Annotated in this window: 10 protein-coding genes; 6 read left to right on the top strand and 4 right to left on the bottom strand. The window is 63.4% G+C overall.

Going from position 1 to position 16,423, the window contains the following annotated elements:
- Positions 1-31: 31 nt before the first annotated feature.
- The 3 genes from ATY77_RS04995 to ATY77_RS04985 form a co-directional block, all read right to left on the bottom strand.
- Entirely contained in the window at positions 32-1,549 is a 1,518-nt protein-coding gene (locus ATY77_RS04995) for a tripartite tricarboxylate transporter permease (protein WP_088677859.1), read from the bottom strand.
- Positions 1,550-1,636: 87 nt separating this feature from the next.
- The gene (locus tag ATY77_RS04990; RefSeq protein ID WP_088686381.1) at positions 1,637-2,128 is read right to left on the bottom strand and encodes a tripartite tricarboxylate transporter TctB family protein; all 492 of its coding nucleotides are present in this window, start codon (positions 2,126-2,128) and stop codon (positions 1,637-1,639) included.
- Positions 2,125-3,069 (bottom strand): tripartite tricarboxylate transporter substrate binding protein, encoded by a 945-nt coding sequence (locus ATY77_RS04985; protein WP_088677857.1) that lies wholly within the window; start codon positions 3,067-3,069, stop codon positions 2,125-2,127. Before ATY77_RS04985 ends, ATY77_RS04990 begins: the two co-directional genes overlap by 4 nt.
- A 403-nt stretch (positions 3,070-3,472) precedes the next feature.
- On the opposite strand from ATY77_RS04985, the gene ATY77_RS04980 reads away from it, so the two are divergent.
- Positions 3,473-5,086: a right-handed parallel beta-helix repeat-containing protein gene (locus ATY77_RS04980; RefSeq protein WP_088686380.1), complete on the top strand. Its 1,614-nt coding sequence runs from the start codon at positions 3,473-3,475 to the stop codon at positions 5,084-5,086.
- 6 nt (positions 5,087-5,092) lie between these two features.
- Here ATY77_RS04980 and ATY77_RS04975 read toward each other — a convergent pair whose 3' ends face one another.
- Positions 5,093-6,139, bottom strand: a complete 1,047-nt coding sequence (locus tag ATY77_RS04975) for an ABC transporter substrate-binding protein (protein ID WP_088677856.1) — start codon at positions 6,137-6,139, stop codon at positions 5,093-5,095.
- Positions 6,140-6,524: 385 nt separating this feature from the next.
- Here ATY77_RS04975 and ATY77_RS04970 point away from each other — a divergent pair, with 385 nt between their 5' ends.
- From ATY77_RS04970 to ATY77_RS04950, 5 genes are all read left to right on the top strand, one after another.
- A complete protein-coding gene (locus ATY77_RS04970) occupies positions 6,525-8,393 on the top strand; it encodes an adenylate/guanylate cyclase domain-containing protein (protein ID WP_088686379.1) in 1,869 nt (622 codons plus the stop codon).
- Positions 8,394-8,489: 96 nt separating this feature from the next.
- Positions 8,490-9,167, top strand: a complete 678-nt coding sequence (locus ATY77_RS04965) for a response regulator transcription factor (RefSeq protein WP_088686378.1) — start codon at positions 8,490-8,492, stop codon at positions 9,165-9,167.
- A complete protein-coding gene (locus tag ATY77_RS04960; RefSeq protein WP_088686377.1) occupies positions 9,164-10,546 on the top strand; it encodes a sensor histidine kinase in 1,383 nt (460 codons plus the stop codon). Before ATY77_RS04965 ends, ATY77_RS04960 begins: the two co-directional genes overlap by 4 nt.
- Positions 10,547-10,656: 110 nt before the next feature.
- Complete coding sequence (locus ATY77_RS04955) at positions 10,657-13,983, top strand: transglutaminase family protein (RefSeq protein WP_088686376.1); 3,327 nt, start codon at positions 10,657-10,659, stop codon at positions 13,981-13,983.
- 26 nt (positions 13,984-14,009) lie between these two features.
- The gene (locus tag ATY77_RS04950; RefSeq protein WP_088686375.1) at positions 14,010-16,421 is read left to right on the top strand and encodes a circularly permuted type 2 ATP-grasp protein; all 2,412 of its coding nucleotides are present in this window, start codon (positions 14,010-14,012) and stop codon (positions 16,419-16,421) included.
- Positions 16,422-16,423: the final 2 nt, after the last annotated feature.

Below are 16,423 nucleotides of genomic sequence, written 5' to 3'. Positions count from 1 at the left end.
CCGACAACCGGTACGATTGCCGGCCTATACGCTAGTCTTCGTTCGCCGCCAGCTGCGACAGCACCTGGCCCCTGCCGCGAATGCGCAGGATCAGCGGAATGAGGAAGGCGGCCGCCGCAACGATGAGAAGGCCTGCCGCGATCGGAGACATCACCAGCGTCGTGACGTCACCCTGGCTGATCGCCAGCGCGCGGCGCAGCTGCTGTTCGGCAAGCGGCCCGAGGATCAGGCCGACGACGGCTGGCGCGATCGGATAGCCGAAGAGCCGCATCACATAGCCGAGCAGGCCGAAGGCGAGCAGCATGCCGAGCTCGAACACCGAGGGGTTGGCGCCGATCGTTCCGAGCGTCGCAAACAGCAGGATGCCCGCATAGAGCCACGGCTTCGGGATGGTCAGCAGCCGCACCCAGAGCCCGATCATCGGCAGGTTCAGGACGAGCAGCATCGCATTGGCGATGAGCAGGCTGGCGATCAGGCCCCAGACGAGCTGCGGATTGGTGGCAAACAGCAGCGGCCCCGGCTGCAGTCCGTATTGCTGGAAGCCGGCGAGCATGATCGCCGCCGTCGCGGTCGTCGGCAGGCCAAGCGTCAGAAGCGGCACCAGCGTGCCGGCGGCGGACGCGTTGTTCGCCGCCTCGGGGCCGGCCACGCCTTCGATCGCGCCATGGCCGAACTCTTCCGGGTTCTTCGCCAGCCGCTTTTCGGTCGAGTAGGACAGGAAGGTGCCGATTTCGGCGCCGCCTGCCGGCATCGCGCCGATCGGGAAGCCGATCAGGGTGCCGCGCAGCCAAGGTTTCCAGGAGCGCGCCCAGTCCTGCGCGTTCATCCAGAGCGAACCCTTGACCGCCTCCACCTGGTCGGCGACGCGCTTGCCCTGCGCGGCGATATAGAGCGTCTCGCCGATCGCGAACATCGCCACCGCCAGCGTCGTCACCTCGATGCCGTCGAGCAAGTCGGGGATACCGAAGGAAAGCCTGGCCTGCCCCGTCTGCTGGTCGATGCCGACCATGGCAAGCGCGAAACCGATGAAGAGCGCGGTCAGGCCCCGCAGCGCCGAGTCGCCGAAGGCAGAGGAAACGGTAACGAAGGCGAGCACCATCAGCGCGAAATATTCGCGCGGCCCGAAGACCAGGGCCAGCTTGACGATATAGGGGGCGATGAAGGCGAGCCCGAGCGTGGCGATGAGACCGGCGACGAAGGAGCCGATTGCCGCCGTCGCGAGCGCCGGTCCGCCGCGTCCGGCGCGCGCCATCTTGTTGCCTTCGAGCGCGGTGACGATCGAGGCGCTTTCCCCCGGCGTATTGAGCAGGATCGACGTCGTCGAACCGCCATACATGCCGCCGTAATAGATGCCGGCGAACATGATCAGCGAGCCGCCCGGATCGAGCTTGTAGGTGGCCGGCAGCAGCAGCGCCACGGTGAGTGCCGGACCGATGCCGGGCAAAACGCCGACGGCGGTACCGAGCGTCACGCCGATCAGCGCGTAAACCAGGTTCATCGGCTGCATCGCAACCAGGATTCCCTGCCATAGGAATTCGAATGTGCTCATCTTGGTGTCCCAGGCGGCGTTCCCGGCCGTGCGTTCGCAATCGGGCGCCGCGAAAAATCAAAAGAGCTGACAGCGCGTCCCGCGCGGTCAGAAGAACAAGCGTTCGAGCGGGCCGGCCGGCAGCGTCAGCTGCAGCAGCTGCGAGAAGATCGCCCAGACGACGAAGCTGAAAGCGATGCCGATCGGCAGCGAGATCCACAGCTTGCGTTTGCCGAAGCCGCGTGCCGTCAGCGCAAACAGCACGCCTGTCGCGATCGAGAAGCCGGCAACGCGCAGGAGCAGCATCTGACAGGCGAGACCGGCGACGATCCAGATGACGGGTGCCACTTCTTGCGTCTCACGTTCCGGAAACTCCCCGCGCCAGGCTTCGGCGACGGTCCAGATGCCAAGACAGAAGAGCCCGAACGCCACCACCTCGGGCACCGTTGCCGGACCGACGCGGGCATATTGCGCGATCGTCTTCAGATGCGATGCATCCCAGGCCATCACGCCCGCGATGACGAAGAGGAAAACGGCAATGATGAACGCCGCCCGATCAGGGCGGCGCTCGCTTGCCGAGGAGGTCTTATCCTCGCTCATTGAACAAGTCCGATCTCTTTGAGAATGCCTTCGGTGGCGGAGACGTCCTTCTCGAGCTGCGCCTTGAAGGCGTCGCCGGAAAGGTAAGTGTCGGCCCAGCCCTTGGTCTTCAGCGTTTCCTGCCAGGTTGCCGAGCTGTGCAGCTTCTCGAAATCGGCAGTGATCGCGGCAACCTCGTCGTCCGACAGGCCTGGGGCCGCGGCGACCATGCGCCAGTTCTGGATGCTGACATCGGTGCCGGCTTCCTTCAGGGTCGGGGCATCGACGCCGTCGATGCGCTTGTCGCTTGAAACGGCAAGAAGACGGAGCATACCTGCCTTCACCTGCGATTCGAACTCGCTGTAGCTCGAAACACCTGCTGTAACCTGGTTGCCGAGAATGGCGGCGAGCGCTTCACCGCCGCCGGAGAAGGCGACATAGTTGATCTTCGTCGGGTCGACGCCGGAAGCCTTGGCGATCAGGCCGGCGGCGATGTGATCGGTGCCGCCAGCCGAGCCGCCAGCCCAGGAAACCGAACCCGGATCCTTCTTCAGCATGGCGACCAGATCGGCCATGGTCTTGATATCGGACGAGGCGGGAACGACGATGGCTTCATATTCGCCGGTCAGACGGGCGATCGGCGTGACATCCTTGAGCGTCACCGGCGACTTGTTGGTGAGGATGGCGCCGACCATGACATAGCCGCCGACGATCAGCGAATTCGGATTGCCGGCAGCCTGGCTGCTGAACTGCGCCAGCCCGATGGTGCCGCCGGCGCCGGGAACGTTCTGGACCTGAACGTTGCCGGAGATCTTCTCCTGCTGCAGCGCAGCCTGGAGCGAACGGGCCGTCTGGTCCCAGCCGCCGCCGGGAGCGGCCGGGGCTATGATGGTGTAGTCGGCCGCATAGGCCGGCAGCGCGATGGCGGCTGCGAAAAGGGTTGCAATGAACGTATGCTTCACGATGTCCTCCGTGGGCGGCTGAGTAACCGCCTGTTGTTCTCTGGGAATCGGAAGGGATGGCCGGCCAATGGACACGATTGTCCTGAGTGACGAGCGAAATTCCTCCCAAGGCTTCAGCTCTCCGCCTCCACGGAGAAGAAGTAGCCAAAGCCACCACAACAACCTGTCATCTAGCTGACATCGGCGAGATATCCAGAAGCAGAGGCCACTTTTTTGCCGTAATTGGCAGGCGCTGGACTCTAAAACCTGATCCCATCACCAGACGAGTGGATCTCCTTCCCGCTCGATTTATCGCTCGCACTCGCCCTTCTCGATCAAGTAGATCTTGATCAATCCAGGGTTTTGCTTTCCCTTTATCTCTGTTGTTGCAGGCCTTTATTTCATCGATAGCCGTGAGAACGCCATGTCACGCTGCGCGCACACGAATCCCGATCGGATCTACGACGACATACGATCATTGCGGCCCGACACGACCCTGACGCTGGAAAGCGGACGGTACGTGACGCCGCTCGTACTTTCCTCGGTCAGCGGCTCGCAGCAGCAGCCGGTGGTGATCCGCGGCAAGGGCGCCGTCATCGACGGCGGCAGAACCTATGAAGACTACCGCGGCGCAGCCAACCGCCTTTCGGCGATACAGGAGGCCAATGGCCGCTTCCCCGGGATTTATTACCTTGCCGACGATGCAGCGCTGGTACTGCGGAATTGTCAGTGGGTCGTCATTGAGGACCTCTCGTTCGAGGGCTGCTGGCCGACGGCAATCTACCTCGACAATTGCCAGCATATCACGCTCAGCCGCCTGCATATCCGCGGCAGCACGATCGCCATCGGCGCGGCCGGGCCATACACGCGCCATCTTCTGATCGAGGATTGTGACTGGATACAGGATTTGCAGTCCCGCGGCGAAGCGGATCTTGCCGCCATCAGGAACACCGGCGCGGTCGAGGCCGCGCTCGATCTCGATGATTGCAGGCTCTGGCGAAAAACCTCATGGGGCCAGGTCCACGGCAATATCGAGGATACCAACAGCTATGTGAACGTCGAGAAGGACGAACGCGGTTTCGACGGCGATTTCTTTCGTGCCTGGACCATCGCCGGCTATGTCGTTCTGCGCAACAACGTCATTCTCGACGCCTTCAACGGCATTCATTTCTTCAACGACGCATCCGATTCCACGGTGGAGGATTTCTGCCGCAACATCATCATCGAAAACAACTGGTTCGTCCGCATCCGTGACAACGCCGTCGAGGCGGAGGATTATGCCTGGAATTGGACGCTGAGCGGCAACAGGTTCGTCGACTGCTACATGCCTTTTTCGCTGGAGATGCGGCGATCCGGCTATTTCTATATTTACGGCAATCTCGGCTGGAACCGACACCGTCCCGGCCCCGATGACGACGATCGCAATTTCGGCCAGCTTTTCAAATTTCCCAAAAAACACGAAGCGGTCGGCCCGCACTATGTCTTCAACAATTCATGGATGCTGAGAGGGCCGATCAGCAAGCGCAATCGCTTCAGCCAGTTTCACCATCTGAACAATGTGATCGGCTATTTCGGCGCGGCGGATCTGTCGATGCTGCAGAATTCCGCCCCCTTTGGCGCGGCATGGCAGAGCGTGCCGAAAGATGGGCAGGATGAAAGCGCACTCGAAGGCGGGCATTTCACCAGGCTTTGGCAGGAACTGGACATCCGCTTCGACGGCGACCTGATCGATCACCTGTATTTCCCTGACCTGCTGCGCCAGGCGGGATATCCCATCGGCGCGCACGCCCATTCCGGACCGGTCCCTTTCAGCTCAACCGGCTTCGGCCTGCCCGAAGGGCTGAAGCTGACGGCGGAGGTTCCGGCAGTGCCCTTCCAGATGAAGCTCCCCGACGGTCGAAAGCAGAGCGTCGCCGGTCCGGACTATACCGTCGGCGCCTGGCAGGGCGAAAACCCATTCAGCCTGGAGAAGCCTATGTTCTACGAATATTGGCTCTACGCCAAACCTTGCGGAAAAGACGAAGCCGCCGAAAGCTGACACGCTTCATTGCGCCCTGAGAACCTCGTTCCAGTGCGCGATCAGCCGCGCCCGCTTCACCTGGTCGAGATAGACCATCAGCCCGGGGCTGACCGGCACCGGCCGAAGTTGGGCACCGAGCAGTTCCTGCAGCGTATTGGCTGTATTCTCGCCCGCCACTTCGGGGCTGACGGCCGGGATCTGTAGCTCGCGCGCCATAATTGTCTGCCCTTCCTTCGACATGAAGAAGGCGAGGTAGCGGCGGCCGAGTTCCGGCTCGGCAGCCGCCTGCGGCACCAGCCCGATGCGCGACATCACCACGGTATAGTCCTTCGGCAGCACGATGCCGACATCGGGATGCCGCGAGGCCCAGTCTGCGGCATAGGAGCCGAGAATATTATAACCGAGCACGAAGCGGCCGTCGGCGACGCGTTCGAGGATCGCCGAGCTGGTCGAATAAAGCTTGACGCCCGCCGCTCCCATCGCCCCGATCACCGACCAGATATCGCCGAACTGCTCCTGATCGCGCGCCATGAAGAGAAATCCGACGCCGGAACGCTCGATGTCGTAAGTGCTGATCCGGCCATAGACCGCGTTGCCCTTGCGCTTGAGATAATCCACGAGTTCGGCCCGCGAACTCGGCACCGGCTCATGCGCGAAGCTCGGCTTGTGATAGACGAAGACCGCCGGCTCGAAGGTCAGCGCATAGGCGGTATTGCGCCAGTTCGCCCATTTCGGCCATGCGGCGCTCATCGGCAGGTTGCTCACCTGCGCATATCCGTCGTTGGAAAGCTTCACCTGCAGGTCCATGGCCGAAGAGAAGGCAAAATCGGCCGTTTTCTTGCCGGCATCCGTCTCCTTGACGATCCGGTCGTAGATGTCGCCGGTCAGCATGTCCTCATATCTGACTGCAACGTCGGGATTGGCCTCCTGGAACCCGCGGATCATCGGCTGCGCCAGGGGCTCGTCGAGCGAGGAATAAACCGTCAGCACCGGCGCATCGGCCTTGCCCGATTTCGACGGATAGAAGGCCTGATCGGCAAGGGCAAAACCCGGCCAGAACGCCAGCAGCAAGATGAATATTCTCCTCATGCCGCAACAATGCCCGAGCCTGCCGGGAGGAGCAAGGGCGCAGGAACCAGGCGAAACCGCCTGTGTCATTGCATCGGAACGTGCGCAGACACGTAGGGCGCGAATGTCAGGGCAAACGCCGAAAGCAAATCCCGCAAGAAAAAACACCCCCTTGCCTCACAGCAAGTCACTTCTCACCATAAAGGATTATGGCTTAACATCGACCTTCGCCCGTTTAGAGTATTGATGAAGATTGGCGACGATATAGGGTGCGCTTCCGCGTCAAAACGTCGAAACCGCCCGAATCTTCTTATTCGGGGGACGACTCTACGCGACAAAAACTCTATAAAAAGCTAGGACTAAACTGGGAAGATCCATGGGAGGGGTCATGGAACGACGACTGAGCGCTATTCTCGCCGCGGATGTCGTTGGCTACAGCCGACTGATGGGCATCGATGAATCAGGCACGCTGCAGGCATTGAACCGCCATCGCTGCGAACTGGTCGACATTCGTATTTCGGACTACAAGGGCCGGATCGTCAAACTCACCGGCGACGGCATCCTGGCCGAGTTCCAGAGCGTCGTGAATGCAGTCGCCTGCGCCGCCGAAATCCAGCGCAGCATGTCGGCCCGCAACGAGAACGTCCCCAAGGACGAGCGCGTCGAATTCCGCATCGGCATCAATCTCGGCGACGTCGTCGTCGAAAACGGCGACATATTCGGCGACGGCGTCAACCTCGCCGCCAGACTCGAGCGCATCGCAGCGCCGGGCGGCATCGCCGTATCAGGCTCGGTCCGCGATCAGGTCGGGTCGCGTCTCAATCTCGGCTTTGATTTCATCGGCGAACACATGCTGAAGAACATCAGGCAGCCCGTTCAGGTCTACACCGTCAGCTTGGCGCCGCCCTCCTCCGCCAAGCTGGTCGCGCAGAACCGCAATACCTGCTTCATCGCCGTGCTGCCCTTCACCAATATGAGCGGCGATGCCGATCAGGATTATTTCTCCGACGGCATTACCGAAGACATCATCACCGACCTGTCGAAGATCTCGAGCCTGCACGTCGTGCCGCGCAACACGATCTTCACCTACAAGGGCATATCGGTGAAGCTGAAGCGGCTCGCCCAGGAGCTCGGCGTGCGCTACGTGCTCGAAGGCAGCGTGCGCATCTTCGGCCAACGCGTGCGCATCTCCGGCCAGCTGATCGACACCGCCAATGGCGACCATCTCTGGGCCGAGCGTTACGACCGCGACCTGACCGATATCTTCGCCATCCAGGACGAGATCACCCATGCGATCGTCGGCCAGCTGAAAGTGCGCCTGCTGCCGGAAGAGAAGAAGGCGATCGCCAACGAGCCGACCGCCAATGTCGAAGCCTATACTTACTATCTCAGGGGCCGCCAGCTCTCCCACACCTGGACGAAGTCGTACCTCCAGCTGGCAAGACGCATGTTCTGCAAGGCGGTCGAGCTCGATCCGGATTATGCCCGCGCCTATGCCGGCATCGCCGATTGCGACGCTGCGATCCGCGATTGGGCGCCCGACGATGTGCCGCTGAGGCGCATCCTTGATATGAGCGCCCGCGCGCTCGCACTCGATCCCGATCTTCCCGAGGCCCATGCCTCGCACGGTCTGGCCCTGCACCAGAGCAGCTATGACGATCGGGCGGCGGCGGCCTTCGAACGTGCCTTGACGCTCGACCCGAACCTCTTCGAGGCAAATTTCCACTATGCCCGGTTCTTCTTCATGCGCGGCAACTTTGCCGAATCGGTCCAATATTTCACCCGCGCCGCTGAAATTCGCCCCGACGACTACGTCTCGCCCATCCATCTGATGGCCGCCTACCGCTCGCTCGGCCGCCTCGTGGATACGGAAAACTGGGCGCGCCTCGGCCTCCTGCGTGCCGAACGCGCGTTGAACCTCAATCCGGAAAATTCCGGCCCGGCCCATCGCGGTGCGCTGGCGCTTGCCCATCTCGGCGATGCCGCGAGAGCGCGCGACTGGGCCGCGCGCGCAATCGCCATCGATCCGGATGACATCGTCGCGCAGTATAATCTCGCCTGCGTTCACTCCGTCCTTGGCGACGTCGACCAGGCGATCGACCTGCTCGAGAAACTGCTGCCGAACAGCTCCGTCTATCATATCAAATGGTTCGACAACGATTCCGATCTCGACAACATCCGCGACGATCCGCGCTTCCAGAAACTGCTCGCCGCCGCAATGGTCGAGCGGGAACGGATGGAGAGAACCGGCAGCTGAAACCGGCTTTTTCGCCGCCGTTCACCCAACCTTCAAAATGGCTGTGACAAGCCTTCGTTCCCCCTGTAACTTCCTTTGAAAACAGGGGGAACATCCGTGCGCATCCTGCTCACCGAAGACAATATCGCGCTGGCCGACGGCCTGTCGGCGATCTTGCGCGGCACGGGGCATGCCGTCGATGTCGTGCATGACGGAGCCTCCGCCAATGCCGTCATCGCTGCGGAAAATTTCGACCTTGTCATCCTTGATCTCAACCTGCCCGAGATGGACGGGCTGGACGTGCTGCGCGCCATGCGCGCCCGGCAGAACCAGGCGGCCGTCCTCATCCTGACGGCGCGCGGCACGCCGGAGGAACGGGTGAAGGGGCTCGATCTCGGCGCCGACGATTACCTGATCAAACCCTTCGACATATCAGAATTCGAGGCCCGTGTGCGCGTGCTTCTGCGCCGCCAGGCCGGGCTGCGTTCGGCGACTGTCGGCTTCGGCAGCATTTCCTTCGATCTCAACTCCCGCACCTTTTCATCAGGCGCCACGCCGCTCGATATTCCCGCCCGCGAACTCGGCCTGCTCGAAATCCTCTTCATGCGGGCCGGCAAGGTCGTCGCCAAGGAGGCGATCATCCAGTCGCTGACGGCTTTCGACGACGACATATCCTCAAATGCCATCGAGCAATATGTCAGCCGCCTGAGGAAGCGCCTCTCGCCCTACGGGCTGACGGTCAAGACCGCGCGCGGCATCGGCTATTATCTCGACAAGCTGCCCGAGGCCTCATGAAAGTCGCCTACTCCCTCAGACGCCGGCTGCTCTTCTGGCTGCTTGTTTCCACAGCCGTCATCGGCACGCTGGCACTCGCCGATACCTATAGCGAGGCGGTTCAGACCTCCAACATCGTCTCCGACCGCGTCCTTGCCGGTTCGGCGCTCGCCATCGCCGAGCGCGTCGTCGTCGCCGAAGACGGCACGCTGCAGGTCGATATTCCCTATGTCGCGCTGGAAATGCTGACATCGGCGGCGCAGGACCGCGTCTTCTACCGCGTCGACGGCCCGCCGGGTGAGTTCATCACCGGCTACCAATCCCTGCCGGTCCTGAAAAACACGCCGGGCAATGCCGCCGCCTTCGCCGACGACACCTTCCGCGGCGAGCCGATCCGGATCGCGACGCTCGAACGTTCCGCCTCGACCGGCATCCGCTCCGTGCCCTTCGTGGTGACGGTCGCCGAAACCACCATCGCCCGACGGCAATTGACGCAGGCGATCCTCGTGCGCTCGGCGCTGCGTCTCGCCTTCATGATCGCCGGCGCGGCCGTCATCGTCTGGATCTCGGTCACCGTGGCGCTCCGCCCGCTCTACAAGCTCGGCGATGCGATCGGCGAACGCAGTCCCGACGATCTTCATCCGATCGAAGAGACCGTGCCGAGCGAAGTCGAGCCGCTGGTCGATACGGTCAATTCCTTCATGGTCCGCCTGCAGTCGGCGCTCGATGCCCTGCGCAATTTCACCGGCAATGCCAGCCACCAGCTGCGCACGCCGCTGGCGATTATCCGCACCCAGCTTGCGCTTTCGGCCCGCGCGGGCTCGCTCGGCGAAGCTCAGGCGGCAGCGCTGAAGGGCGATCAGGCCGTGGCGCATGCCGAGCGCATCATTGCCCAGCTTCTCCTGATGGCGAAGATCGACGCCGCCACCGCCAAGGAGGCGCTGACCGCCTCCGCCATCGATCTGGCCGCCATCGCCCAGGAAATCACCGGCGAGCAGATCCCGGCGGCCGCCAGTGCCGGCATCGATCTCGGCTTCGAGGGCGAGAGCCCGGCAATGATCCGCGCCGAGCCCCTGCTCATCGGCGAAATGCTGCGAAACCTCGCCGGCAACGCCATCGCCTATGCCGGCAAGGGGGCGGAGGTCACCGTCCGCATCATTGCCGCCCTCGAGACGATCCGCCTCGAAGTCGAGGACAATGGCCCCGGCATTCCGCACGAGAAGTTGGAGGCGGTGCGCCGGCGTTTCTCTCGCGGCAATGATTCCGGCGCGCCCGGCGCCGGGCTCGGTCTGCCGATCGTCGAAGAAATCGCCAATCTTTTCAACGCCGTCCTGACGCTCGAACCGGGCACCGGCGGCAGCGGCCTGAAGGCGGCAGTGACCTTCGCCAGGGCGGCGTAAAAGCCGCCGAATCCCAGCCCTTCCGCCCTTGCTTTCTTTCGCTGCATTGCACACACTGGCTTCGGGAACAGCAAGCCGCACAACGATGCGCGCCGGACAAAAAGAGAAATATGTCGATCAAAGCCAGCATCTATCATCTGACGCATTATATCTATGACAAACCGGTCCGCCTCGGCCCACAGATTATCCGGTTGAAACCGGCCTCGCATTCGAAGACGGGGGTGCTCAGCCACTCGCTGAAAGTCACGCCCTCCAATCACTTCGTTAATCTGCAGCAGGACCCTTACGGCAACTATCTCGCCCGCTACGTCTTTCCGGACCCCGTCACCGAGTTCAAGATCGAGGTCGATCTCGTCGCCGACATGACGGTTTACAATCCCTTCGACTTCTTCATCGAGGAGGAGGCGACCAAGTGGCCTTTCGATTATCCCGAAACGATCCGCGAGGATCTGTCGATCTACATGACGCCGGAGCCGGCCGGCCCGCGCCTCAAGGCGCTGCTGCCGACACTCGATTGGTCGCCCGGCCAGCCGACCATCGATATGGTCGTCGGTTTGAACGCCCGGCTGCAGCGGCAGATCGGCTATGTCATCCGCATGGAAGCCGGCGTGCAGACGCCGGAGGAGACGCTGGAAAGCGCCAAGGGCTCCTGCCGCGACACCAGCTGGCTGCTCGTCCAGATCCTGCGCCATCTCGGCCTCGCCGCCCGCTTCGTCTCCGGCTACCTCATCCAGCTGGCGCCTGACCTGAAGGCGCTCGACGGTCCCTCCGGCACCGAAGTCGATTTCACCGACCTGCATGCCTGGGCCGAAGTCTATCTGCCAGGCGCGGGCTGGGTCGGCCTCGATCCGACCTCCGGACTCTTGACCGGCGAAAGCCATATTCCGCTCGCCGCCACGCCGCATTACCGCAACGCCGCCCCGATCTCCGGCGGTTATTTCGGCGAGGCCGAAACCGAATTCGCCTTCGATATGACGGTTTCGCGCGTCGCAGAACATCCGCGCATCACCAAACCCTTCTCCGATGAAAGCTGGAGCGAGCTCAACGAACTCGGCGAGAAGGTCGACCGTGTCCTCGAAGCAGAGGACGTACACCTGACGATGGGCGGCGAGCCGACCTTCGTTTCGATCGACGACTTCCAGTCCGAGGAGTGGAACACCGCCGCCGTCGGCCCGACCAAGCGCGAAAAGGCCGACAGCCTGATCCGCAAGCTGCAGGAGCGCTTCGCCCCCGGCGGCTTCCTGCACTACGGCCAGGGAAAATGGTATCCGGGCGAAAGCCTGCCGCGCTGGACCTTCTCGCTCTACTGGCGCCGCGACGGCAAGCCGATCTGGCAGAACCTCGATCTGGTCGCCGCCGAAGGCAGGGATACCGGTGTTGCGGCCGAGGATGCCGAAAAGCTGCTGACGGCGATCGCGAGAGAATTGGCGATCAAGCCCGACATGGTGCAGCCGGCCTTTGAGGATCCGGCCGACTGGATCATCAAGGAAGGCAATCTTCCCGACAATGTCGATCCGGCGAATTCGAAGCTGAAGGATCCCGAGGAGCGCAACCGCATCGCCCGCGTCTTCGATCGTGGCCTCACCGTCCCCACCGGTTACATCCTTCCGGTCCAGGCATGGAACGCCAGGGCCGCTGGAAGCCGGGCCTGGGTCAGCGAGAAATGGCGCACCCGCCGCGGCAGGATCTTCCTTGTACCTGGCGACAGCCCGATCGGCTACCGCCTGCCGCTCGGCACCCTGCCCTATGTCCCCCCGGCACGCTATCCCTATATCCATCCCGCCGATCCGACGATCCCGCGCGAACCGCTGCCCGACGTTTTCGTACCGGCCGGCCGCGCCATGCCGGAAGCCTCCTTCCACGCCGGCGAGAACAATCGCAGTCGTATCGAACAGACGCTCGGAGAAATCGGCGGCGCCGTGCGTACCGCCATGTCGGTCGAGCCGCGTGACGGCAGGCTCTGCGTCTTCATGCCGCCGGTCGAGCGGATCGAGGATTATCTTGAGCTGATCGCCGCTGCCGAAAACGCTGCCGCCGCGCTCAAGCTTCCCGTTCATATCGAAGGTTATCCGCCGCCGCAGGACGAGCGCATCAACGTCATCCGCGTCGCCCCGGATCCCGGCGTCATCGAGGTCAACATCCATCCGGCATCCAACTGGAAGGATTGCGTTGAAATCACGACGGCAATCTACGAGGAGGCGCGCGCCACCCGGCTCGGCGCCGACAAATTCATGATCGACGGCCGTCATACTGGCACCGGCGGCGGCAACCATGTCGTCGTCGGCAGCGCCAATCCGAACAACAGCCCGTTCCTACGCCGTCCGGATCTGTTGAAGAGCGTCGTCCTCCACTGGCAGCGCCACCCCTCGCTCTCCTACCTCTTCTCCGGCATGTTCATCGGCCCGACCAGCCAGGCGCCGCGCATCGACGAGGCTCGCCACGACAGCCTCTACGAGCTGGAGATCGCCATGGCGCAGATCGCGGCTCCCGGCCGCGGTCAGCCGCCGCTGCCATGGCTCGTCGATCGCCTGTTCCGCAATCTCCTGACCGATGTCACCGGTAACACCCACCGCGCCGAGATCTGCATCGACAAGCTGTTTTCGCCCGACGGCCCGACCGGCAGGCTCGGCCTCATCGAGTTCCGTGGCTTCGAGATGCCGCCGAACGCACGCATGTCGCTTGCGCAGCAATTGCTGGTGCGCGCGCTGATCGCCCGCTTCTGGGTCAACCCAGTCGACGGCAAATTCGTCCGCTGGGGCACGACCCTGCACGATCGCTTCATGCTGCCGCATTTCGTCTGGGCCGATTTCCTCGACGTGCTGGCGGACCTGCGTGAAAACGGCTTCGATCTCAGCCCGGAATGGTTCAAGGCGCAGCTCGAATTCCGCTTTCCGTTCTGCGGCGAGGTCGAATATGAAGGCTCGAAGCTGGAGCTTCGGCAAGCGCTGGAACCGTGGCATGTCATGGGCGAGCAGGGCGCGATCGGCGGCACGGTGCGCTATGTCGATTCGTCCGTCGAGCGCCTGCAGGTTCGCCTCGAAACCAGCAACGCCTCCCGCTATACCGTGACCTGCAACGGCCGCACCCTGCCGCTGACGCCGACCGGCACATCGGGCGTATCGGTCGCCGGCGTCCGCTACAAGGCATGGCAGCCGGCCTCCGGCCTGCATCCGGTGCTTCCGATCAACACACCTTTGACTTTTGACATTTATGATACATGGTCGAAGCGTTCGATCGGCGGCTGCATCTATCATGTTGCCCATCCGGGCGGCCGGACCTATGACACCTTCCCGGTCAACGGCAACGAGGCGGAAGCAAGGCGGCTCGCCCGGTTCGAACCGTGGGGGCATACGGCGGGCGGTTATATCCCGCGCGCCGAGACGGGTTCGCCGGAATTCCCGCTGACGCTGGATCTGAGGCGGCCCGCGGGCATTTGAGGCCGAGGGGCAGGGCTTGGGTTTTGATGAGTAAGAGACCGGCAGTGGAGCGCAGGGAGGAGACTGAAGGCAGCATCGGCAAGGATGCGGCCTTCGATTATGCGCCGCTTCCCGGCATCGCCGACGAAATGGTCGACAACAAGGGCGTGGTCCGCCCCGTCTGGCAGCGTTTCCTCTCGCATCTCGGCGCAATGCCGGATCTCGCCGAGCGTTTTGCCCGCGCCGACCGCTACCTGAGGGATGCCGGCGTTTTCTATCGCGCCTATGGCAGCAAGGGCACCGGCGAACGCGCCTGGCCGATCTCGCATATCCCGGTGCTCATCGACGAGCGCGAATGGCAGGCGCTCTCGGCCGGCCTCGTCCAGCGGGCCGACCTCCTTGAGGCGATCATTGCCGATATCTACGGCGAGAACCGGCTGGTGGAGGAAGGTTTCCTGCCGCCGGCGCTGATCGCCGCCAATCCCGAATTCCAGCGCCCGCTCGCCGGCATCCGGCCGGCGTCCGGCCATTATCTGCATTTCTGCGCCTTCGAGATCGGCCGCGGGCCTGACGGCAACTGGTGGGTGCTGGCAGACCGCACCCAGGCCCCATCCGGCGCTGGCTTCGCGCTGGAAAACCGCGTGGCGACGACCCGTGCCTTCTCCGACATCTACGCCGAAACCCCGGTCCATCGCCTCGCCTCCTTCTTCGGCGCCTTCCGCGACGCGCTGCAGGGCATGAAACATTCGGGCGACGACCGCATCGCCGTGCTGACGCCGGGCCCGGCCAACGAGACCTATTACGAACACGCCTATATCGCCCGCTATCTCGGCTTCATGCTGCTCGAGGGCGAGGATCTCACCGTCGTCAAGGGCCGCGTCATGGTCCGCACCGTCGCCGGCCTGAAGCCGATCGGCGTGCTCTGGCGCCGTCTCGATTCGGCCTTTGCCGACCCGCTGGAGCTGAACCAGAATTCGCATATCGGCACCCCCGGCCTCGTGGAGGCGCTGCGCGCCGAAAGCGTCACAATCGTCAACGCCCTCGGCACCGGCATTCTCGAGACCCGGGCGCTTCTGGCGTTCATGCCGACCATCTGCCGGCATCTCTTGGGGCAGGACCTGAAACTGCCCTCGATCGCCACCTGGTGGTGCGGCCAGAAGGAAGAGCGCGAACAGGTCTCCAAGAATATCGAGAAAATGGTGATCGGCCCGGCCTATTCCCGCGCGCCCTTCTTCGACGACAACGGCGAATCCGTGCTCGGCTCGTCGCTGCGCGCAACCGCCAAGGATTCCATTGCCGACTGGCTGAACTCGGACGGCCCGAAACTTGTGGGACAGGAGGTCGTCACACTCTCGACGACGCCGGCCTGGGTGGACGGCAAGCTCATGCCGCGGCCGATGTCGCTGCGCGTCTTCGCCGCCCGCACGGCGAACGGCTGGCAGATCATGCCCGGCGGCTTTGCTCGCATCGGCTCCGGCGCCGACGCCGCGGCGATCGCCATGCAGTCGGGCGGAGCGGCCGCCGACGTCTGGATCGTCAGCGACAAACCGGTCGAGCGTCACACGCTGCTGCCGGCCGAAGGCAGCTTCACCCGCAACATGCCGGGCAGCCTGCCGAGCCGGGCGGCCGACAACCTTTTCTGGCTCGGCCGCTACATCGAACGCGCCGAAGGCGCGCTGCGCATCCTGCGCGCCTGGCATGCGCGTTTTGCCGAAGCCGCCGATCCGAGCCAGCCGCTGCTTGCCGACGTTTCCGCCTATCTCGCAGCCGTCGATATCGATACCGCCGAGCCCGTGCCCGAAACGCTGCTGCGCAACATCGACAGCGCCGTCTATTCCGCCAGCAACATCCGCGACCGTTTCTCGCCGGATGGTTGGCTAGCGCTCAACGATCTCGCCAAGACCGCCCGCCGCTTCCACGTCACCGTCTCCGCCGGCGATGACGCCAGCCATGCGATGACGATCCTCCTGCGCAAGCTCGCGGGTTTTGCCGGCCTCGTGCACGAAAACATGTACCGTTTCATGGGCTGGCGCTTCCTCTCGCTTGGCCGCTATATCGAGCGCGGCCTGCACATGACCCGTCTGCTCGGCCACATGTCCGGCCCGGAAGCGCCCGACGGCGCACTCGACATGCTGCTGGAGATCGGCGACAGCGTCATGACCCATCGCCGCCGCTATAACGTCAACACGGCGCGGCTGACGGTGACCGACCTGCTGGCGCTCGACCCCCTCAACCCGCGCTCGGTCCTCTTCCAGGTCAACGAGATCCATCACGAGGTCGAGCAACTGCCGAATGCCCTGATCAACGGCCAGATGTCGCCCTTCTACCGCGAGGCGATGCGGCTGCATTCGGGCCTGGCGGTGATGACGCCGGAGGGCATGGGAGCCGACGTTTACCAGCGGCTCGAACGCGAATTGGAGCAGCTTTCCGATCTGCTCGCCCAGACCTATCTCGGGTGATG

It is taken from the genome of Rhizobium sp. R634 (genome assembly GCF_002211305.1).
GTDB lineage: Bacteria > Pseudomonadota > Alphaproteobacteria > Rhizobiales > Rhizobiaceae > Rhizobium.
Note: the sequence above shows the minus strand (reverse complement) of the source record. Positions and strands in the feature narration are given on the sequence as shown.

Coding starts and splice junctions, on each gene's coding strand:
- ATY77_RS04980 (WP_088686380.1), top strand. CDS start 3,473: ATGTCACGCTGCGCGCACACGAATCCCGATCGGATCTACGACGACATA.
- ATY77_RS04970 (WP_088686379.1), top strand. CDS start 6,525: ATGGAACGACGACTGAGCGCTATTCTCGCCGCGGATGTCGTTGGCTAC.
- ATY77_RS04950 (WP_088686375.1), top strand. CDS start 14,010: ATGAGTAAGAGACCGGCAGTGGAGCGCAGGGAGGAGACTGAAGGCAGC.
- ATY77_RS04960 (WP_088686377.1), top strand. CDS start 9,164: ATGAAAGTCGCCTACTCCCTCAGACGCCGGCTGCTCTTCTGGCTGCTT.
- ATY77_RS04955 (WP_088686376.1), top strand. CDS start 10,657: ATGTCGATCAAAGCCAGCATCTATCATCTGACGCATTATATCTATGAC.
- ATY77_RS04995 (WP_088677859.1), bottom strand. CDS start 1,549: ATGAGCACATTCGAATTCCTATGGCAGGGAATCCTGGTTGCGATGCAG.
- ATY77_RS04990 (WP_088686381.1), bottom strand. CDS start 2,128: ATGAGCGAGGATAAGACCTCCTCGGCAAGCGAGCGCCGCCCTGATCGG.